The organism is Candidatus Frankia nodulisporulans (genome assembly GCF_902806475.1).
In the GTDB taxonomy this organism is placed as follows: domain Bacteria; phylum Actinomycetota; class Actinomycetes; order Frankiales; family Frankiaceae; genus Frankia; species Frankia umida.
This window is the reverse complement of record NZ_CADCWS010000035.1, coordinates 1-20,402: the sequence shown is the minus strand read 5'-3', so window position 1 is coordinate 20,402 and position 20,402 is coordinate 1. Positions and strand designations below refer to the sequence as shown.

18 protein-coding genes are annotated in these 20,402 nt (G+C 72.1%); 4 read left to right on the top strand and 14 right to left on the bottom strand.

Translation table 11 applies throughout. The features are described from left to right. Positions 1 to 99: 99 nt before the first annotated feature. The 7 genes from tatA to G6R24_RS21585 all read right to left on the bottom strand — a co-directional run bounded on the left by tatA (position 100) and on the right by G6R24_RS21585 (position 7,173). The gene (gene tatA, locus G6R24_RS05935) at positions 100 to 378 is read right to left on the bottom strand and encodes a Sec-independent protein translocase subunit TatA (RefSeq protein ID WP_163548157.1); all 279 of its coding nucleotides are present in this window, start codon (positions 376 to 378) and stop codon (positions 100 to 102) included. 277 nt (positions 379 to 655) lie between these two features. After that, on the bottom strand, positions 656 to 871 hold the full coding sequence (locus tag G6R24_RS05930; RefSeq protein WP_163548156.1) for a hypothetical protein: 216 nt from the start codon (positions 869 to 871) through the stop codon (positions 656 to 658). A gap of 10 nt (positions 872 to 881) precedes the next feature. Continuing rightward, positions 882 to 2,060 (bottom strand): helix-turn-helix transcriptional regulator, encoded by a 1,179-nt coding sequence (locus G6R24_RS05925; RefSeq protein WP_163548155.1) that lies wholly within the window; start codon positions 2,058 to 2,060, stop codon positions 882 to 884. Beyond that, the gene (locus tag G6R24_RS05920; protein ID WP_225438168.1) at positions 2,057 to 3,109 is read right to left on the bottom strand and encodes a helix-turn-helix transcriptional regulator; all 1,053 of its coding nucleotides are present in this window, start codon (positions 3,107 to 3,109) and stop codon (positions 2,057 to 2,059) included. The genes G6R24_RS05925 and G6R24_RS05920 overlap by 4 nt, the downstream gene beginning before the upstream one ends. Positions 3,110 to 3,258: 149 nt before the next feature. Next, the gene (locus G6R24_RS05915) at positions 3,259 to 3,864 is read right to left on the bottom strand and encodes an FKBP-type peptidyl-prolyl cis-trans isomerase (RefSeq protein ID WP_338083910.1); all 606 of its coding nucleotides are present in this window, start codon (positions 3,862 to 3,864) and stop codon (positions 3,259 to 3,261) included. Positions 3,865 to 4,183: 319 nt separating this feature from the next. Further along, on the bottom strand, positions 4,184 to 5,542 hold the full coding sequence (gene pafA / locus G6R24_RS05910; protein ID WP_163548152.1) for a Pup--protein ligase: 1,359 nt from the start codon (positions 5,540 to 5,542) through the stop codon (positions 4,184 to 4,186). Positions 5,543 to 5,598: 56 nt separating this feature from the next. Beyond that, entirely contained in the window at positions 5,599 to 7,173 is a 1,575-nt protein-coding gene (locus G6R24_RS21585) for a hypothetical protein (RefSeq protein WP_175084583.1), read from the bottom strand. 353 nt (positions 7,174 to 7,526) lie between these two features. On the opposite strand from G6R24_RS21585, the gene G6R24_RS05900 reads away from it, so the two are divergent. Next, positions 7,527 to 8,309 carry a dienelactone hydrolase family protein gene (locus tag G6R24_RS05900; RefSeq protein ID WP_163548151.1) on the top strand — a complete coding sequence of 261 codons (783 nt, stop codon included), beginning with the start codon at positions 7,527 to 7,529 and terminating at the stop codon, positions 8,307 to 8,309. Positions 8,310 to 8,423: 114 nt separating this feature from the next. On the opposite strand, the gene prcA is transcribed toward G6R24_RS05900, so the two are convergent. The 5 genes from prcA to arc all read right to left on the bottom strand — a co-directional run bounded on the left by prcA (position 8,424) and on the right by arc (position 14,664). Continuing rightward, the gene (gene prcA, locus G6R24_RS05895) at positions 8,424 to 9,146 is read right to left on the bottom strand and encodes a proteasome subunit alpha (RefSeq protein WP_163548150.1); all 723 of its coding nucleotides are present in this window, start codon (positions 9,144 to 9,146) and stop codon (positions 8,424 to 8,426) included. Between the two features lies 1 nt (position 9,147). Beyond that, positions 9,148 to 9,972 (bottom strand): proteasome subunit beta, encoded by an 825-nt coding sequence (gene prcB, locus G6R24_RS05890; protein ID WP_175084584.1) that lies wholly within the window; start codon positions 9,970 to 9,972, stop codon positions 9,148 to 9,150. A 465-nt stretch (positions 9,973 to 10,437) separates the two neighbouring features. Next, positions 10,438 to 10,656 carry a ubiquitin-like protein Pup gene (locus G6R24_RS05885; protein WP_163548149.1) on the bottom strand — a complete coding sequence of 73 codons (219 nt, stop codon included), beginning with the start codon at positions 10,654 to 10,656 and terminating at the stop codon, positions 10,438 to 10,440. 139 nt (positions 10,657 to 10,795) lie between these two features. Further along, entirely contained in the window at positions 10,796 to 12,313 is a 1,518-nt protein-coding gene (dop, locus tag G6R24_RS05880; RefSeq protein WP_338083911.1) for a depupylase/deamidase Dop, read from the bottom strand. Between the two features lie 545 nt (positions 12,314 to 12,858). Next, a complete protein-coding gene (arc, locus tag G6R24_RS05875; RefSeq protein WP_163548148.1) occupies positions 12,859 to 14,664 on the bottom strand; it encodes a proteasome ATPase in 1,806 nt (601 codons plus the stop codon). A gap of 119 nt (positions 14,665 to 14,783) precedes the next feature. Between arc and G6R24_RS05870 the strand changes: the two genes are divergently transcribed. Then, a complete protein-coding gene (locus tag G6R24_RS05870; RefSeq protein ID WP_163548147.1) occupies positions 14,784 to 15,113 on the top strand; it encodes a ferredoxin in 330 nt (109 codons plus the stop codon). A 675-nt stretch (positions 15,114 to 15,788) separates the two neighbouring features. On the opposite strand, the gene G6R24_RS05865 is transcribed toward G6R24_RS05870, so the two are convergent. Together G6R24_RS05865 and G6R24_RS05860 are read right to left on the bottom strand one after the other, a co-directional pair. Further along, the gene (locus tag G6R24_RS05865) at positions 15,789 to 16,928 is read right to left on the bottom strand and encodes a tRNA (adenine-N1)-methyltransferase (protein WP_276511376.1); all 1,140 of its coding nucleotides are present in this window, start codon (positions 16,926 to 16,928) and stop codon (positions 15,789 to 15,791) included. Then, positions 16,925 to 18,148, bottom strand: a complete 1,224-nt coding sequence (locus G6R24_RS05860) for a site-2 protease family protein (protein WP_163548146.1) — start codon at positions 18,146 to 18,148, stop codon at positions 16,925 to 16,927. The genes G6R24_RS05865 and G6R24_RS05860 overlap by 4 nt, the downstream gene beginning before the upstream one ends. A gap of 126 nt (positions 18,149 to 18,274) precedes the next feature. Between G6R24_RS05860 and G6R24_RS05855 the strand changes: the two genes are divergently transcribed. After that, positions 18,275 to 19,156, top strand: a complete 882-nt coding sequence (locus G6R24_RS05855) for a RecB family exonuclease (RefSeq protein ID WP_225438167.1) — start codon at positions 18,275 to 18,277, stop codon at positions 19,154 to 19,156. A gap of 267 nt (positions 19,157 to 19,423) precedes the next feature. Beyond that, positions 19,424 to 20,402 (top strand): ABC transporter ATP-binding protein (locus tag G6R24_RS05850; protein WP_225438166.1); only part of this gene is annotated, 979 nt, incomplete at its 3' end.

The following is a 20,402-nucleotide window of genomic DNA, read 5'->3' as shown; positions in this document are numbered from 1 at the left end:
AGGCAGTGGTGAGAAGGGTGGAATCCCGGGCCGGCCCGGGATGGGATGGGCCGGGATGGGCCGGTGGCGCCGACGGGACGACCCGCCCGGCGCGGCCGTTCAGTGCTTGTCGGTCGCCGGGGCCACACCGTTGGCGGCGGTGCTCACGCTCGGCACCACGATCGCCTCGGCCGAGGCCTCGATCTGGCGCGGCGCGGGGGTGACGACGGGCTCGGGGGCGGGCGACGGCTCGTCGTCACGCAGGCCCTTCGTCTCGGCCTTGAAGATCCGCAGGGAGCGACCGAACGACCGGGCCGCGTCCGGGAGCTTCTTCGATCCGAACAGCACCAGGACGACGAGCGCGATGATGATGATCTCGGTAGTGCCCAGGTTCGGCATGGTCGGTATCCTCCGATGAGCGGTACCGGCCCGTTTCGTCGACCGGTGCGATCGATGCTACGTGCGTCAGCCTAGGAGGCAAGAGGCGGCGTTTGGGTGTCCCGCGGATGACTGCTGAGCAACGACGCGTTTCTGACGGGCACGAGACGGATCTGTCAACTCAGTGTAGCCAGATCCGGACGTGCCGCCAGCCCGCCGTCCATGACCGTTTCCGGCGGCGGTCCGGTGGCCGCGGGCACAGACCCGGGACGACACACCGCTACCCGTCACCGGTCGGTCAGGGTGTGCGTTCCGCCAGCCGGGAGGTGACCTCGGCATGGTCGAGCCGCTCGGACAGGGCCGAGGTGTCGGCGGCGAGCCCCGACACCCGCGACGACAGTTCACCCAGCGCGCGCCGCGCGGCCCGGACCTTCTGCCACACCCGCCAGGCGCACAGGACGAGCAGCAGCAGGCCACCGACGATCAGCACCAGGTACACGAGCGCCCACAGCATGCCGATCACCCTACCGGCCGTCCGCGGACGCGCCCGCCCCGCCCGGGCCGCCCGGGCCGCCCGGGCCGGCGGGCTCCCCCGCACCGGTGGTACCCGTGGCATCCCCGCCGCCCGCCGCCACCGTCGCGGCCCGCGGTAGCGCGCGACCAGGTTCGTCGACCGCCGGACCGTGGGCGGACGGACCGTAGGCGGCCAGTGCCCGGCGGGCGAGGCGGCGGACCTCCTCGGCCAGCGCCGCCGGCGCCGCCACCCGCACATCCGCGCCAAGCCCCAGGACCAGCCGGTGCAACCAGGTGGTCTCCCCCGCGTACAGGGTCACCTCAAGGCCGCCGCCGCCCAGCTCACGGGCGTCGGTCACCGGGTAGTAGTCGGCCACCCAGCGAGCTGGCGGAGCCAGTTCGAGCACCACCCGGACATCCCCGGGCCCAGGCTGGTAGACACCGTCACCCACCTCCCGGGACACCGCGTCGGGCGGCGGATCGGCCGCAACATCGAGCAGCCGCACCCCGTCGAGCCGGTCGAGCCGGAACAGCCGGACGGCCTCGGCCCGGTGGCACCATCCTTCCAGGTACCACCGACCCTCACGGACCAGCAGACGCATCGGGTCGACGTCACGTTCGGTCAGCTCGTCCCGGGACCACACGAGGTAGCGCAGGTGCACCCGGCGCCGGTCACGCAGCGCCTCCTGCAACACCGCCAGCACCGGTTCGGGCTCGCCCGCCTCGGACGCGCCCGCCTCGGACGTGGAGGTGCGCGCCGCGGTCGTCCCGGGGGCGGCGTCCAGGCTGACCCGCACCTGCCCGGCGAGCCGACCCGACGATCCGACGGCCCGCTCGAGCTTCTCCAGCGCCCGGTCGAGCGCGTCCCGGCCGGCCAGGCCCGGGATGTCGGCGAGCGCGCGGGCGGCGACCAGCAGCGCGGTCGCCTCGTCGACGGACAACCGCAACGGACGGTCCAGGGTCTGCGGATCGGCGACGGTGATCTGATCCCCGGAGTAGCTCAGGTCGATGAGGTCGCCGGGCGCCCCACCCGGCAGGCCGCAGACGAACAGCAGGTCCAGGTCGTTACGCAGCTGCCCCTGGATGATCCCGAACGTCGCCGCGGCGTCCGCCAGCGACACCCCCGGATGCGCGCGCAGCCACGGGACGAGGGCGAGCAGCCGGGACAGCCGCTCGGTCGCCGAGCTCACCGCCCCTCACCCTCGGCGGCAGGCCCCGCGGCGGCCCGCAGCCGGTCGATGACGGCGGTACGCAGCTCCGGCGGGTCCAGGACCAGCACGTCCGGGCCGGAGCCGACGATCCAGCGGGCGAACCGCTCGGTGTCGGTGAACGTGCGTTCCAGCAGATCCATGTCCGCGGGAAAGACCGGACGGGGACGGGCCGGCGGGATGCAGCCGGTCGACACCGCCTGGGCGCCGCGGCGCAGCGCGTGGCAGGTGCCCTGGCGCACGGCCAGGGTGGCGGTCCGGACCCGTTCGGCGGGGGCCTGCGCGGAGACCATCGCGCTCAGATCGACATCCGCCGGGACGACCACCGCGCCCGCCGGGCCGACCAGCCGCACCGCCCCCGCGACCCGGGACAGCCGGAACACCCGTTCCGCGCCGCGACGCAGATCGTGCCCGACCAGATACCAGCGGCCCCGCCACGACAGCACACCCCAGGGTTCGACGTGCCGCTCGACCACCTCGGCGTCGCCGACCTTGCGGTAGGGAAAACGGATCACCCGCCCGGTCTGCACCGCCGCCAGACACGCCTCGAACGCGGGTTCGGCCGCGTCCACCCGCGGCTCGAACCCGTCGAGCATCCCGAGCCCGACCGCCGCGGCCCCGCCGGCGTCCGCGTCGCGGCGGGCCTCGCCGACCGTCACGGTGCCGCCGCCCTCGCCGCCTCCGGGCGCGGACACGCCGCTGGCGGCGAGTTTGCGCAGGGCGCTCGCGGCCGGCCCGGCCAAGGCCGCGACCGACCACAGCGATCCGGCGAGCGCGAGCGCGGCCGCCTCGTCCGGTGCGAGCGCCAGGTCGGGCAGGGCGTAGTCCCCGCGGTGGATGCGGTAGCCGACCTCGTCGCTGAACACCGAGCCCCGCCCGGTCTCCAACGGAATGCCGATCTCACGCAGATACGCCTTGTCCCGTTCGAACATCCGCCGGAACGCGTCCTGCTCCTCGGCGGTGACGCCGGGCTCGTACCCCTCGACGAGCTCCCCGAGTTCGGACACGGCGAGAAACCGCGACGTCGCCATCAGACACATCGTCAGGTTCAGCAGGCGTTCCACCCGGCGCCGGGACACAGCCGTACAGGCTAGTCGCCCGCCGGCGGGCAGCCGAGGCCACCCCCACCGACATACCCGCGGCCGCCTGACCGCGGCAGGATGGCCGTTGAGGCCAGCCGTTACGGCTGGCCGGCGGCGGTGCCGCCGGAGGCACCGTTGTCGGACGACATGCCGGGGCCGGCGGCGGCGGCGCCGACGTCGAGCAGGTCGACGACGAAGACCAGGGTGTCGTCCGCGAGGATCGTGGGCGGCTGGCCGCCGGCCGGGCCGTAGCCGAGCGCCGGTGGGATGAGGATCTCGCGCCGTCCGCCGACCTTCATCCCGTCGATGCCACGGCCGAACCCGGTGATCGTGCCGGCGAGCGGAAACGTCGCGGCCTGCCCGGAACCGGCGGCGCCGGAACCACCGGCGGCGGGGGCGGCCCAGGTGGAGTCGAACTCCTGGCCGTTGCGCCACAGCACACCGGTGTACTGGATGGTGACGGTGCTCGTCGCGTCGGCGGTGGCGCCCGTGCCGGTGACGAGATCACGGGTGAGCAGGTCGGTGGGGGCGCTACCGTGCCCGGCGGCGATCCGCGGGGCGGCACGCAGGTCGGTCCCGTTCGTGACGGCGGGCAGCTGCGAGGTGTCCGGACGCGAGGACGCGGGCGCGGCGGCGGTGCCGTCCGGCGCGGTGGACGCCGAGCAGCCGGCGAGGGCGGCGACCAGCAGCACGGGGGCGAGCACGGCCCCGACCAGCCGGGCTCTGGTTCCCGGAGCACGGCGTCGCCGTCCCGAGTGGGCACCGGGACGGCGTCCGACGGCAAGGCCGGGCTGGGTCGGGACGCCGACAACACGACGTGAGACGGATGTCACAGGGGAAGGGTTCCTCGCTGGCGGGGGTGGGGTTGGGCACGCGAGGCACATGCTCGCACGACCGAACCCGGTCACACCCGAGGGGCACGCGGGTGCGACCGACCCGACCGACCCGACCGACCCGACCGACACCGCGGCGAGCGGACGGGCGGGCGGGCGGGGCAGGTGGACGGGTGAGCAGGGCGGGCGGCTACATGCTGGCGATGAGCTTGTCGACGCGGTCGTCCACGGAGCGGAACGGGTCCTTGCACAGGACGGTGCGCTGCGCCTGGTCGTTGAGCTTGAGGTGCACCCAGTCGACGGTGAAGTCGCGACGTTTCTCCTGGGCCCGCTTGATGAACTCGCCGCGCAGCCGGGCCCGGGTGGTCTGCGGCGGCAGCGACTTCGCCTCGAACACGTCCAGGTCACGGGTGACCCGTTCGACGAGGCCGGCGCGTTCCATCCGGTAGTACAGGCCGCGGTCGCGGTGGATGTCGTGGTACTTCAGGTCGATCTCGGCGATCCGCGGCGAGGCCAGGGACAGCCCGTGGCGGTGCCGGAAACGCTCGATGAGCACGTACTTGGTCACCCAGTCGATCTCGCGGGCGACCAGTTCGAGGTCGTCGGTCTCGATCGCGAGCAGGGTCCGTCCCCACAGGTCCAGGACGCGCTTGGCGACCGCGTCCCCACCACGACGGTCGACGAACTCGACGGCCTTGGCGTGGTACTCGCGCTGGATGTCGAGCGCGGACACCTCCCGACCGTTCGCCAGTTTGATCTTGCGCTGGCAGGTCATGTCATGACTGACCTCGCGGATCGCCCGGATCGGGTTCTCCAGGGTCATGTCGCGCAACATGACGCCGGCCTCGATCATCCGTAGCACCAGGTCGGTCGAGCCGAGCTTGAGCAGCATCGTCGTCTCGCTCATGTTCGAGTCGCCGACGATGACGTGCAGACGGCGGAAACGCTCGGCGTCCGCGTGCGGCTCGTCACGGGTGTTGATGATCGGACGCGACCGGGTGGTCGCGGACGACACCGACTCCCAGATGTGCTCGGCGCGCTGCGAGATGCAGTAGACAGCGCCGCGCGGGGTCTGCAGCACCTTGCCAGCCCCGCACAGGATCTGCCGGCTGACCAGGAACGGCACGAGGATGTCGGCGAGTTTGGAGAACTCGCCGTGCCGGCCGACGAGGTAGTTCTCGTGGCAGCCGTAGCTGTTACCGGCCGAATCGGTGTTGTTCTTGAACAGATGGATGTCGCCGGCGATCCCCTCCTCGCGCAGGCGGCGCTCGGCCTCCACGAGCAGGCCCTCCAGGATGCGCTCGCCGGCCTTGTCATGAGTGACGAGGTCGGGTACCGAGTCGCATTCCGGTGTGGCGTACTCCGGATGGCTTCCAACGTCGAGGTAGAGGCGGGCGCCGTTCTTGAGGAACACGTTCGAGCTGCGCCCCCAGGACACGACACGACGGAACAGGTACCGCGCCACCTCGTCCGGGGACAGCCTTCGCTGCCCCCGGAACACGCAGGTGACGCCGTACTCGTTCTCCAGACCGAAGATGCGGCGATCCACGTCTGTGACTCTATGCTCGGATGCCACCCGGGCGTGGGCAGACGCCCGGGCCGCTGTCATCGTCTGGTCGATCCGCCGGCCGGCGGTGGCTCCAGCGGGACGGTCCGCTCCAGGGTGGAACGTCGCCCCGGGACGGCCGTCGCCTGCGCGGGTCCGGCCGCCTCGCCGGCCCCGGCGTCCGCGGCGGGCACCCCGGGCGTCCCGTCGCCCGCCGCCTCCACCGGCACCTGTGGGCCATCCGGCGGCGGTGAACCGACGCGGGTCCGCGAGCCGGACGGGGCCGTGCCGGCACCACCCGCGCGGGCGATCCGGGCCGTCCGTCCGGTGTGGGCCGCGTGGGCGGCGCGGCTGGGACGCTGCCCGCCGAGGGGACGCTGCCCGCCGGAGAGCAGCCAGGCGGTGGCCGCGGGCTGGGCGCCCCGCTCCCCGACGAAGGCCAGCCACAGGCCGAGGACCAGCCACACCGCCAGCACCACGACGGGACGTCCACCGGCGGCGCCGTCGAAGTAGTCCGTCGAGCGCAGCAGGGTCACCCCCGCGCCGGGCGGGGCGAACTGGCCGACGTCCCCCCACGGCCGGGGCAGCATCTCCGGTGCCGACGCCGCCGCCGACAGCGCCGCGGCGACCACCATCACCAGCGTGATGCCGACCAGCCCCGCCGTCCCGCCGACCGCGCCCGCGCCGACCACCGGCGCGACGACCGCCAGGGCCAGCAGCGTCACCACCGCCATCGTGGTCAGCAGCGACCCGGGCAGCACGTGCAGCGCGCCGCGCAGCGCCACCGCGCCCGCGAACCCGGCGAGCACCGCGAACAGCGCGATTCCCGCCAGGCGCACCGCGCGTGAACGCACCAGCCTGGTCAGCAGCACCCCGGCCGCCGCCAGGACCAGCACCAACGGCAGGTAGCCGGCGGCCAGTCCCCCACCGCCCACATCGCGTGGCGCGGTCGGGACGACGTCGACGACCGGGATCTCCAGGCCGGGCATGAACACCCGGATGCCCCGGGTGAGCGCCTCGGTCACCGCGGGACTCGCCGCCGAGGCGACCCGCAGTGTGAGCCCGCCGTCCCCGATCACGATGGCCGCGTAGGCCTCCCGGTCCCGCAGCGCCCGGTCGGCCGCGGCGACGCTGCCCACCGTGCGCACCGACAGCGCCCCGGGTTCCACCCGGCTGATCTGATCGGCGAGCGCCCCGGCCGCCGGCTGCGCTCCGACGGTGAGAATCGGCAGGTTCCGCGGCCGCAGGCTGGTCACCGACGTTCCGTACAACCAGACCAGCAGGCCTGTGAGCAGCGCCATCGCGACTGTCAGCAGTCCGAGGCGGCGCAGTGCCCCCAGCCGGGCGTCGGCTGTCACGCCCGCGGCGCGGGTGCCCGTCGCGGCGCTGTGGGCCGCCTCCCGCTGGCCCGTCGCGGCGCCGGTCATGCCACCATCGGCTACCGCCTCGCTGGCTACCGCGCTACCGGATGCCACGCTGTCCACCGCGGCGGGGTGTACGGCGGAGCCGGCCGGCGCGGGGCCGGGCTGGACCGGTGCGGCGTCGGGCTGGGTCGCGCCGGCGCCCTGGGCGAGGCGCTGGCCGGGCAGACCCTCCCGGTCACCGGACCATGGCCGCCCGTCTCCCGTCACCATGGGGACGTCCCAGCGCCCATCGGGGCTCTCGCCACGCCGGGCACCGGATCGCCCGTTGTCTCCTCCGGCCGAGCTCTGCTCACCGCTGTCTCCCCTCCGTCCGGCGGAGCCGCCGGGACGACTACAGGCAGTAGCGTGATGCCTGCGTGGAGCAACGTCCTGTTCGATCGGTCGCCGTCCGGCGTGTCGCCCTCGGGCGTGTCCCGACGAACCAGCCGAGGCCGTCCACCATCCGGCCCGACCGGCCCGCCGGGGAGCCCGGGCCGGGTACGGCGCCCCCGTAACGGTGAGGGGCGCTGACGGAGTCCGCCGCTTGATGGTCATGGCGGCGCGGACGGAGAAGGATGGACGCCATGACGAGCAGAACGAACGACGCGACCATCCGCGCGGGCCGGGTGCGCGCGCTCAAAAGCCACCTGCGCGCCGAGGTCGTCCGCCAGGGATCGGTGCCGCTGACCGTCGCGGCCCCCGCGGCGGACGATCCGCCCCGCGGCGGGATCATCGTCGTCCAGGACGCCCGTGGCATCACGCCGTACCTGATGTCGGTGTGCGACCGGCTGGCCGACGCGGGCTGGCTCACGGTGGCCCCGCACCTGTACCACCGCGAGGGCATCGACGAGGTCGACCCCACCGACGGCTGGCCCCAGGCCATCCCGACGATGGACCGCCTGACCGGCGAGGGCATCGACACCGACGTGGACGCGGCGCTGGCCCACCTAGACGCCGTCGGCTTCGACCCGTCCCAGCGGGCGATCCTCGGTTTCTGCATGGGCGGCACGGTGGCGTTGCACACCGCGACGCGCTACGAACTGCCCGCCGCGGTGTCGTTCTACGGCGGCGGGGTCAGCACGTCGGCGTGGCCGGGTGTGCCGGCGCTGGCGGAGGCCGCCGTCCAGCTACGCGGCCCGTGGCTCGGCCTGTACGGCGAACAGGACCAGCTGATCTCCCACGACGAGATCGCGGCGCTGCGGGCGGCGGCGGGGCGCAGTGGCCAGGCGACCGAGCTGATCAGCTACCCCGACGCGGGGCATGCCTTCCACAGCGACGACCGGGACTCCGTCTACCGCCCCGCCGCCGCGGCCGACGCCTGGTCGCGCACGCTCACCTTCCTCGACAACCGCGTCCGTCCCCGTTAGACGGCCGCCTCCCGCCTGCGTCCCCCCCCCGCACCCCTACGGTGGGCGGCCGAGGGCCGGCCACCGCAGGGGCTTGGGCGGGACCGGCCCCGCGGGTGCGGCAGGTCCCGCGGGTCAGGCGGAGGCGGTCTCGGCGAGCAGGTCCTCGAGGACCCGGCCGCCGATCCGCTTGAACTGGCGGCGGGCCCGCGTGCGGTCGAGCATGCCGACCTCGAGGTTGGCCGCGGCGAGCACCCGCTCGCCGTTCTGCGGCATGCCGGGGGGAACGCTCACGGTCAGCGCCCGCACCGCGGTCCGCAGCGCGTCGGCGAGGGACTGGCCGTCGCGGTGGTGCTCCTTGAGGGACGTGGTGACCTGGTCGGACGCGCCGCCGATGGCGACGAAACCGCGCTCGTCGGCGATCGACCCGTCGAAGGTCAGCTTGTAGATCTGGTCGTCGTCGCTGCTGCGACCGACCTCGGCGACGACGATCTCGACCTCGTACGGCTTCACGCTCTCGGTGAAGATCGCGCCGAGGGTCTGCGCGTAGGCGTTCGCGAGCGCACGGCTGGTCACGTCGCGGCGGTCGTACATGTAGCCGCGGGAGTCGGTCAGCCGGATGCCCGCGGTGCGCAGGTTCTCGAACTCGTTGTACTTGCCGACGGCGGCGAACGCGATCCGGTCGTAGATCTCGCTGATCTTGTGCAGGGTCACCGAGGGGTTCTCGGCGACGAACAGGATCCCCTCCGCGTAGGTGATCACGACGACGCTACGTCCGCGGGCGATGCCCTTGCGCGCGTACTCGCTCTTGTCGCGGACCTGCTGTTCGGGGCTCGCGTATCCGAACGGCATGGTCACGTCAGCCTCCCGCGCTTGTGGAACGGTCCGCGATGATGGCGCTCACCACGGGTTCGACCTCGTCATCGCCGTAGCGGCGGTACCCGTCCACCGTGACGACAGCAACGATGGGGTACAGCCTGCGGATCAGGTCGGGGCCGCCGGTGGCGGAGTCGTCGTCGGCGGCGTCGTACAGCGCCTCGATCGCGATGCGCACCGCGTCGGCCTGGCTCTGGTCGGCGCGGAAACGCTTCTTCAGCGATCCCTTGGCGAACACCGACCCGGAGCCGATCGACTCGTAGGTCCGCTCCTCGGACATCGCCGCGGCGATGTCGTAGGAGAAGATGCGCCCGATGCCGTCATCCTCGTCGTAGCCGGCGAACAGGGGGACGACCGCGAGGCCCTGCAGCGCCATCGGCAGGTTGCCCTTGACCATCGCGGCGAGCCGGTTGGCCTTGGCGTCCAGGCTGAGGGTGGCGCCCTCGATCTTCTCGTAGTGCTCGAGCTCCACCTGGAACAGCCGGATCAGCTCCGCGCCGACACCCGCGGTACCCGCGTAGCCGACGCAGGAGAAGTCGTCGGCGTGGTGCACCTTCTCGACGTCCCGCTGGGCGATCATGTGCCCCTGCGTCGCCCGCCGGTCACCGGCCATGATCACGCCGCCGGGGAAGGTGACCGCGACGATCGTCGTGCCGTGCGCGACCTCGGTGACCGGCGCCGGCAGTCCCTCGCGGGCTCCCGGAAGCAGGTGCGGCGCGGACTGCGACAGGAAATCGGTGAACGACGACGTGCCCGGCGCCATGAACACAGCCGGCAGGCGCCCGGCGCCACCCAATGGATCCGCCACGCATCCCCCTTTCGATAGACGTACTCGCCCGGACGCGGCGATCCGGGGGCTCCCGGCGCCGCGTCGGACGTGCGCATGAGCACAACATAGGGCCATCACCCGCGGTCATGGCCCGGGAGGGCCACCGACCGGGTCGCGCCCGTGTCACCACGACGCACCGCCCGCCACCCGAAGCACGCTCGGACCGCGGCCCGCACCACCTTCGAGCCTCGACGCATGCCACCGACGGGCGCCTGGCCGGCTGACGGACCACCTGGCTGCCCGACCGCCCGCCTGGCCGGTCGGTCGGTCGCACTGGTCGGGTCGCCCGCGCGACGTCGGGGCGGGCCACCCGACCAGTGGATCAGCAGCTCAACGGATCAGCGGTGCAGGGGATCAGCGCGGCTCGGTGCCACCGCGCGACTCGGTCGGTCGGTGAAAACGGAGGATCGGCGGATCAGTGCGAGCCGCGAGGACCGCGGTGGGTCACTCGCCGCCCTTCTGGACGTAACCCTTCACGAACTCCTCGGCGTTCTCCTCCAGGACGTCGTCGATCTCGTCGAGCAGCGAGTCGACATCCTCGGAGAGCTTCTCGTGCCGCTCCTTGAGATCGGAGGCGGCGGCGTCCTCCGTCGTGACCTCGTCAGCCTCATCCGCGCGCCGGTTGGCATTCTGCTGCCCGCCGTCACTGTCCCTGGTGGCCATGACGCCCTCCTTCGATCGCCTCGCGTGAGACTATCCCGCCCCACCGACGCTGTCGGACGGGTCGGTGAGAGGTCCACTCCATCACGATCTGGCCGCCGCGTGGCCCCGTCCGCCCAGGGCGCAACGCGGAACTTCGGCGTCAGCGGCCGGCGAGGGCGTCCACGAGCTCCGTGGCGGTGGCGCAGCGGTCCAGCAGCTCCCCGACGTGCGCCTTCGTGCCCCGCAGCGGCTCGAGCGTCGGTACCCGCTGTAGCGAGTCCCGGCCGATGTCGAAGATGACCGAGTCCCAGGACGCGGCCGCGACCTGCTGCGGGTACCGGGCCAGGCAGCGGCCGCGGAAGAACGCCCGGGTGTCCTCCGGGGGCTCGGTCATCGCGCGGACGACCTCGTCCTCGGTGAGGATCCGGTCGAAGCGTCCCCGCTCGACCAGACGGTTGTACAGGCCGCGGTCCGGGCGCACATCGTGGTACTGCAGGTCGACGAGCTCCAGGCGGGGCGAGTCCCAGGCCAGGCTGTCCCGCGAGCGGTAACCCTGCAGGATCGACAGCTTCGCGACCCAGTCCAGCTCACGCGCGCACGTCATCGGGTCGACCTCGAGGCGGCCGAGCACCGACTCCCAGCGGGCCAGCACATCGGCGGTCTGCGGGTCGACGTCGGCGCCGAAACGGCTCTCGACGAACTTGCGGGCCTGCTCGTAGTACTCCATCTGCAGCTGCACCGCGGTCATCCGCCGGCCGTCGGTCAGCGTCAGCAGATGAGTGAGGCTGGGATCGTGGGAGATCGCCCGCAGCGTCGCCACCGGCGCCTCCACCGACAGGTCGACGCTGAACCAGCCGTCCTCGATCATCGACAGGACCAGCGAGGTCGTGCCCGCCTTCAGGTAGGTGGCGACCTCGCTCATGTTCGCGTCACCGATGATCACATGCAGTCGGCGGTACTTCTCCGGGTCGGCGTGCGGCTCGTCCCGGGTGTTGATGATCGGCCGCTTCAGCGTCGTCTCCAGGCCCACCTCGACCTCGAAGAAGTCCGCCCGCTGGCTGATCTGGAAACCGGCCTGGCGCCCGTCCACCCCGATGCCGACCCGGCCCGCCCCGCACACGACCTGCCGGGAGACGAAGAACGGCGTGAGATGACGCACGATCTCCCCGAACGGCGTCGACCGCGCCATCAGGTAGTTCTCGTGGCAGCCGTAGGAGACGCCCTTGTTGTCGGTGTTGTTCTTGTACAGGTGCACCGGACGGGTGCCCGGCACCGTCAGCGCCCGGCGGGCCGCCTCGGCCATCACCCGCTCGCCGGCCTTGTCCCACAGCACCGCGTCCCGCGGGTTGGTGACCTCCGGGGCCGAGAACTCCGGGTGCGCGTGGTCGACGTAGAGCCGGGCCCCGTTCGTCAGGATGACGTTGGCCAGGCCCAGGTCGTCCTCGTTGGCGGGCGCGGTCGGATCCACGACCGGCTCCCGCGGCAGCTCGAAGCCGCGGGCGTCCCGCAACGGCGACTCCTCCTCGAAGTCCCACCGGGCACGACTGCCCGTGGACGACGCCCGGTTGGCATAGGAGTTCACCACCAAGGACGACGCCAACATCTGGTTGGTGTTCGGTTGACCGGGCACCGACACTCCGTACTCGGTCTCGATCCCCATGATCCGGCGCGCGCTCACCCTGCAAGCGTAGGTCCTAGGCGGCCCATCGGTTAGCCGGACGTCGCGCTTGTTTGTTCTGTGCGCTGCGCCCCGCCCTCTCCGGGCCCGCGACGAACGCCCCACCCGCTGTCCGCACACGCCCGTTCACGTGCTGTTCCCACGGACCGTCCGCACTTGTCCACCCACCCACACGCCCGCACCATCGGGTATCGGCGCACCTTCGCGCCCATCGGACGGACCACCCGACGCCACCCGGCCACCCGCCGCTTCGGTCACCCGCTGCTTCGGTCACCCGGCAGGCCCAGCCCGGTGGGCTCCGACCGGTGGGCTCCGACCGGTGGGCTCCGACCGGTGGGCTCCGACCGGTGGGCTCCGACCGGTCCGGCGGGGCTCCGACCGGTCCGGCGGGGCTCCGACCGGTCCGGCGGGCTCGCTCCGTGGCGCCGAGGTCGGCCGGAGACGAACGAAGGCCTGCCGGCGGACGTGATCGTCCGAGAGGGACGAACTCGATCTCGCAGGCAGGCCCGCGTCGGATGCTCCGGCCAGGTACGGCCGGGAGGTGCCTAGAGGTACTGGCCGGTGTTGGCCACCGTGTCGATGGAGCGACCGGCCTCAGTGCCCTTGGTACCGGTGACGAGCGTGCGGATGTAGACGATCCGCTCGCCCTTCTTGCCGGAGATCCGGGCCCAGTCGTCCGGGTTGGTCGTGTTCGGGAGGTCCTCGTTCTCCTTGAACTCGTCCAGGCAGGCGGCGAGCAGGTACTGCATGCGCAGGCCCTTCTTGCCGCCTTCGATGTGCTCCTTGACCGACATCTTCTTGGCCCGGGCCACGATGTTCTCGATCATGGCGCCGGAGTTGAAGTCCTTGAAGTACAGGACTTCCTTGTCGCCGTTGGCGTAGGTCACCTCGAGGAAGCGGTTCTCCTCCGTCTCGGCGTACATGCGCTCAACAACCCGTTGGATCATCGCCGCGACGGTGGCCTCACGGTTGCCATCGAACTCGGCGAGATCATCCGGATACAGCGGCAGGCTGGTCACGACGTACTTGGCGAAGATGTCGCGGGCCGCCTCGGCGTCGGGACGCTCCACCTTGATCTTGACGTCGAGCCGGCCGGGCCGCAGGATCGCCGGGTCGATCATGTCCTCGCGGTTGGACGCGCCGATCACGATGACGTTCTCGAGCTCCTCAACGCCGTCGATCTCGCTGAGCAGCTGCGGAACGATCGTGTTCTCCACGTCCGAGGACACACCCGAGCCGCGGGTCCGGAAGATCGAGTCCATCTCATCGAAGAACACGATCACCGGCATTCCCTCGGACGCCTTCTCGCGCGCCCGCTGGAACACCAGCCGGATCTGCCGCTCGGTCTCGCCGACGAACTTGTTGAGCAGCTCCGGGCCCTTGATGTTGAGGAAGAACGCCCGCCCGGAACCCTGGCCGGTCGCCGCTTCGACCTTTTTGGCCAGCGAGTTGGCGACCGCCTTGGCGATCAGCGTCTTGCCACAGCCGGGCGGGCCGTACAACAGCACGCCCTTCGGTGGCCTGAGCTGATGCTCCTTGTAGAGATCCTTGTAGAGGAACGGCAGCTCGACCGAGTCCCGGATCGACTCGATCTGACTCTTGAGCCCACCGATCTGCTCGTAGCCGATGTCCGGGACCTCTTCGAGGACCAGCTCCTCGACCTCGGACTTGGGGATGCGCTCGAAGGCGTACCCGGAGCGGGGCTCGATGAGCAGCGAGTCGCCTGCCCGGATCGGCCCGGCCAACAGTGGCTGGGCCAGCATGACGACGCGCTCCTCGTCGGTGTGACCGAGCACCAGTGCTCGATCGCCGCCCTCGAGGACCTCCTTGAGCAGGACGATCTCGCCCTGTCGCTCGAACGAGCGCGCCTCGACCACGTTGAGGGCTTCGTTGAGCATGACCTCCTGGCCAGGCTCGAGCGCTTCGATGACGACACTCGGCGACACCGTCACCCGGAGCTTTCTGCCCTGGGTGAACACGTCGACGGTGCCGTCGTCGTAGTTGGAGACGAAGATCCCGTAGCCGCTGGGCGGCTGCGCGAGTCTGTCGACCTCCTCCTTCAGAGTGACGATCTGGTCGCGCGCCTCGCGCAGAGTCGCGACGAGCCTGTCGTTCTGCCCTGAGACAGACGACAGCTCCGCCTGGACCTCCGCGAGCCGTTCCTCCAGCACCCTCACCTGCCTGGGCGATTCGGACAACCTACGCCGCAGCATGGCCACTTCCTCTTCCAGGAAGGCGACCTGCGTCGTGAGCTCGTGTGATTCCTTCTCGTACGCCGACCGCCGTGATTCGGCATCACCTGGACGACCCGTGCTCCCATCGGAGCCAGAGCCCGAACGGGGACCGGACACTGCGCCTCCACCTCCCCCGTGCTGACCGGGACGCACCCACACTACCGTTGTGACCGCCGTTGGCAGGCCGGTCAGGCAAGGACGACCCGGCTTTGCCGTAAACAGCAGGTTACGGTGCCATGGTGACAGAAGATCGGAGCCCTGTGGCAACTCCAGCGAAGCCGGGCGTTTCGGCCAGCCTGCGTGTGCGGGTCGACCAGAACGCCTGCACCGGCGATGGCCTGTGCGTCCAGCTCGCTCCGAGCGTGTTCGAGTTCGACGTCGACGGCCTAGCCTACGTCAAGGACGACTCCGGCGAACTCCAGACGCTCGACGGCGCGCACGTCCCCGTCCCCCTCCCCCTCGTGGACGCCGTCCTGGGCGCCGCCGACGAGTGCCCCGGCACATGCATCTACGTCGAACGCCCCGATGGCACCCTCGAGGCCGGCGGCCCCTCCGAGGACGACTGACCGGAAACCCCCGAGCCCGCACCCGAAGACGGCTGACTCCCGTCCCGCCCCCACCAGCCCGACGTCCGGCATCTCCACGTCCGACGCCCCACGTCCGGTGTCCTGACGCCCGACGCCCCACCTCCGACGTCTCCCCGTCCGACGCCCCACGTCCAACGCCCACCTCCGACACCGTCACGTCCCACGTCCTGCTGGACATGCGCCGATCACGCCCCGCAGCGACCCACCAGGCCAGATCTCGCTACACAGGTCGCCGTGGGGGGCATATCGGACACGAACACCCCCACAGCGACCCGCGTGGCCCACCGCCGCCCGCACCCGCCGAGATTCTCGTCACACACCGTAATTTTTCGGGCTGGAGCGGCGGCTACCGGGTCTCAAGGGCCCGTTATTGGTCATGGTGGGTCGTCGATGATGTACGCGAGGGCATCCTGGCCGATCCCGTGGATCTTCGGCGTGACGCGACGGCCCCGGGCATGTCTCGGCTCGGGGTGATCTCGGGCGTGTCGTCACCACGAAGCCACCAGACGCACGCGGGACGGTGCCCGCGCCGTCTGACGCGGCGCCCTCTCACCCGAACCGCGGTCGCCCACCCCGACTGTCGCCGTGCCCAGCGACCGCAACCCAGCCCTGACCGAGCCGGAGCCGGCCCACCGAATCCCGCACACGGACCGCTTAAAGGACCTCAGCGGAATCGGTGACCGCCGTGGCGCCGAGCGAGCCGGTGGCGCTGGGTGCGCCGGTGGTGTCGGGAGCATCGGTGATCACCGTGGTGGCGGTGGCGGTGGTGATGCCGGGAGTGTCGGTGGTGTCGGGTAGGGAGCCCTTGGCGGGGCGGCGACGGCGTACGGGGGGTGTGACTCCGTCGGCCATGCGGCGGGCGGAGACCAGGAAGCCGGTGTGGCCGACCATGCGGTGGCCGGGTCGCACGGCGAGGCCCTCCACGTGCCAGTCGCGCAGCATGGTCTCCCAGGCGGCGGGTTCGGCGAAGGTGCCGTGGCCGCGCAGGGTCTCCACGGTGCGGGACAGCTGCGTCGTGGTGGCTACGTAGGCACAGACCACGCCGCCGGGTACCAGGGCGGCGCTGACGGCGTCCACGACGTCCCAGGGCGCGAGCATGTCGAGCACGACGCGGTCGATGTCGCGTTCGGACGTCTCGGCCAGGTCACCGACGTGGATGGTGTGGGCGGGGTGCGGGCCGCCGAAGAACGTCTCGATGTTGCGCCGCGCGATATCGGCGAAGTCGGCCCGTCGTTCGTAGGAGATCAGCTGGCCGTGGTCACCGATGGCGCGCAGCAGCGAGCACGACAGGGCACCCGAGCCGACCCCGGCCTCGAGCACCCGCGCGCCGGGGAAGATGTCCGCGTAGGTGACGATCTGGCCGGCGTCCTTCGGGTAGACGACGGTCGCCCCGCGGGGCATCGACAGGACGAAGTCGACCAGCAGCGGACGCAACGCCAGGTAGTCGGTGCCACCGGTGCTGGTGACAACGATGCCCTCGGGTCGGCCGAGCAGCCCGTCGTGTTCGACGGCGCCCCGGTGGGTGTGGAACTGCTTGCCGGGTTCGAGGACGACGGTGTGCTTGCGTCCCTTGGGGTCGGTGAGCTGCACCCGGTCACCCTTGGTGAACAGGCCACGTCGATGTGACGCCCCTGTCGGAGCCGGCCGGAACGCCGACTCCCCCTCGTCCACCGTGGAGGTGCCCACCGCGTCGGTCGGCTCGCCTGCGCGGGAGGCCGTCGGCCCGCTCTCGGATGTGGCTGGCTCGCTCGTCACGGCGGCGGTGGCGGTCGGGTCGGGCGTGGCAGTGGTCATCGGTGGGCCACCATGCGGGCGGCGGCGGCGGGGTCGAGCCGGGCGACGAGGTCGACCATCGCGAGCACGCCGACGGGCCGGCCCCCCTGGGTGACGAGGTACTCCGAGGCGGGGACCTGTTGGACGGCGGCCAGCAGGTCCCCGCCCTCCAGATCGGCATCGAACACCATGCCGGGCCCGATCTCCCGGCTCACCTCGTCCACGCTCATCCACGGCCTCCGATGCTCGGGCAGCGCGTCGACCGCCGAGCCGTTCATGATCTTCTGGGGGGCGCCGTCGCGGCCGATGACGGCGACGGCGGTGGCTCCGACCTCCTGGGCGCGGCGCAGTGCCTCGGCGAGCGGAACGGCACCCTCGACCGGCAGGGTGCGCCGCACAAGCCGCCCGGCGGACAGCCCGGGCAGGCGCCCGCGCAGCTGGGCGGCGCGCAGTGACTGATAGGCCGCGAAGGCCAGGAAGCCCGCCAGAGCATACGTGTAGAACAGGCCGATGCCCTCGCCGCCCACCATCGATCCCCACACGACCAGGGCGCCGGCGACGACGAACCCGCCGTAGGCGCCGGCCCGCAGCCCGCGCAGCTGATCGCCGGTCGCCGCCCACACGGCCGCCACGACGATGCGCCCGCCGTCCAGGGGCAGGCCGGGGGCGAGGTTGAACACGAACAGCGTGAGGTTGAGCAGGCCGAGGTCGCGCAGCACGACGCCGAGGTGGGAGTCACCGGAGACGGCGAGCAGGCCGAGCTCGCAGGCCCCGGCGAGGATGCCGTTGACCGCCGGGCCGCTGAAGGTGATCAGGAACATCCGGCCGGCGCTGCGCGGTTCGGGTTCGAACTCGGTGAACCCGGCGAAACCGTGCAGGGTCACCGAGCGGACCGTGTGCCCCAGGCGCAGGGCGACCAGGGCGTGCCCGAGCTCGTGGGCGAGCAGGGACGCCAGGAAGCCGACCGAGATGGCCGCGGCCAGGCCCAGCACCTGCCCGTCGGAGGCGTCGGGCAGCCGGTCGCGGATCGAGTCGGACATCAGGTAGGCGACCAGGACCGCGAAGACCAGCGCGAACGGTGAGACGAGGATCGGGACGCCGCGGACCCGCCCGAGCGTCATACCGGCGGGACGTTCCCCGCCGGGTTGCCCGGGTTGCCCGGGCCGCTGACCCGGGGGCTGCCCGGAGCCACCCGGGCCGCCGTGGGCATCCGAGCTGGCCTGGGAGCGCTGGTCCGTCATGGAACCGATGCTACGGAGTGGATCCGGCCCCGTCTGCCGGGCCTGTACGCGCTCGTGACCAGCTGGGATGGGCGATGCCGGGAGGCGGGACGTCAAACTGTCGGTGGCGGGATCTAGGGTCCAGGCGTGACCACGACAACCCCACCGTCCGGTTCTCGGCCGCTGATCGGGTCGCTGTCGCCGTCGCGGGCGGCCGATTTCGTCAGCTGCCCGTTGCGGTACCGGTTCCGCGTCATCGACCGGCTGCCCGAACCGCCCAGCGCCGCGGCCAGCCGGGGGACGCTCGTGCACACGGTGCTGGAGCGGCTGTTCGACCTGCCCGCGGCGGGGCGCACGCTGACGGCCGCCCGGGAGCTGGTGGAGCCCGCCTACGCGCGGCTGCGGGAGCGTGAGCCGGCCGTCGAGGGCCTGTTCGACGGCGCCGAGGCGCTGGCCACGTGGCTCGACTCGGCGCGTGATCTGCTCGAGGGCTACTTCGTGCTGGAGGATCCGACCCGGCTCTCGCCCGCCGCCCGCGAGCTGTACGTCGAGCATGTGCTGGAGTCGGGTCTGCGGCTGCGCGGCTATGTCGACCGGCTCGATTCGGCGGCCACGGAGCAGGGCGTGGCGCTGCGGGTGGTCGACTACAAGACAGGGCGTTCCCCGGGCCCGGCGTTCGAGGCGTCGGCGATGTTCCAGATGCGCTTCTACGCTCTGCTGCTGTGGCGGGTGCGCGGGGTGATTCCCCGCGAGCTGCGCCTGTACTACCTGGGTGATCGCACGTGGCTGCGCACCTCGCCGGACGAGGCCGATCTGCGCTCCACCGAACGGCGGATCACGGCGTTGTGGGCGGCGATCGAGCGGGCCCACCGCACGGGCGACTGGCGGGCCACGCCGAGTCGGCTGTGCTCCTGGTGCGATCACCAGTCGCGTTGCCCGGCCTTCGGAGGCACCCCGCCGCCGCTGCCGCCGCACGCCGCGCCCGGTCTCGACGACAGCGCCCCCACGGTCTGCGAGGCCGACGGGTGAGCCGAGGTGACCTGCGGCGAGCCGGTGGTGGCGCCGCGCGCGCTCAGTGGACGATGGGAGGCGTTCGCACGGCGACGGTACGGTAACCGCCGGAGATGTTGATCGTCTCCCGTTCGTTGCCGTTGCGGCGATGGCCACCGAGGCAAACGCGCCGCGGTTACCCCGGGGTCACAGACGTATCCAGGACGATGGCATGCCCCCCGGCCGCGGTGGCCGCGGTGAACACCGGCCCGCACAGGCGGCGACGCGCGCGAGGAGGACCCCACGATGGCCCGACGCACCGGAGCATCCCCCGGCGGGAGGCGGGATTCGGGGGGCGGTGACGTCACCGCGGCCGGCCGCCGTCGCGGCCGCGACGACGACGCTCCCGTCGGCACCGGTGGCCCCCGCGGTGGTGGCGATCCCCGTGGCGGGGGTGGTGGTCCGTCCGGTGCGGGTGGTGCGCGTCGGGGCGCGGAGACGGGGGCGATGCCGGTCGCGGCGGCCCGGGCCAGCCAGCTGACCAAGGTCTACGGTTCCGGCGACACGATCGTCACCGCGCTGCGCGGTATCGACATCGGTTTCCCCCGCGGTCGGTTCACCGCGATCATGGGGCCGTCCGGGTCGGGCAAGTCCACCCTGATGCACTGCCTGGCCGGGCTGGACACGATCAGTCGCGGTCGGGTGTTCATCGGTGACATCGACCTGTCCCGGCTGTCCGACCGGGAGCTCACCCGGCTGCGCCGCGACCGGATCGGCTTCATCTTCCAGCAGTTCAACCTGCTGCCGACGCTGACCGCCGAGGAGAACATCACGCTGCCGTTGAGCATCGCCGGCCGCTCGCCGGACCGGGAGTGGATGCGCACGGTCGTGGACGCGGTGGGTCTCGCGCCGCGGCTGGCACATCGTCCGACGGAGCTGTCCGGCGGCCAGCAGCAGCGGGTCGCCTGCGCCCGGGCCCTCGCCACCAAGCCCGAGATCATCTTCGCCGACGAGCCGACCGGCAACCTCGACTCCCGCTCGGGCGCCGAGGTACTGGGGTTCCTGCGCGACTCGGTGACCGAACTGGGCCAGACCATCGTGATGGTCACCCACGACGCGACCGCCGCCTCCTACTCCGACGAGGTGGTCTTCCTCGCGGATGGTCGGCTCGTCGACTCGCTGCACCAGCCCACCGCCGACGAGGTGCTCGACCGGATGAAGCACCTCGACGCGGTCCAGCGCGGTCTGGTGGTCAGCCCGTCCACGGACGAACACGACTACGCCC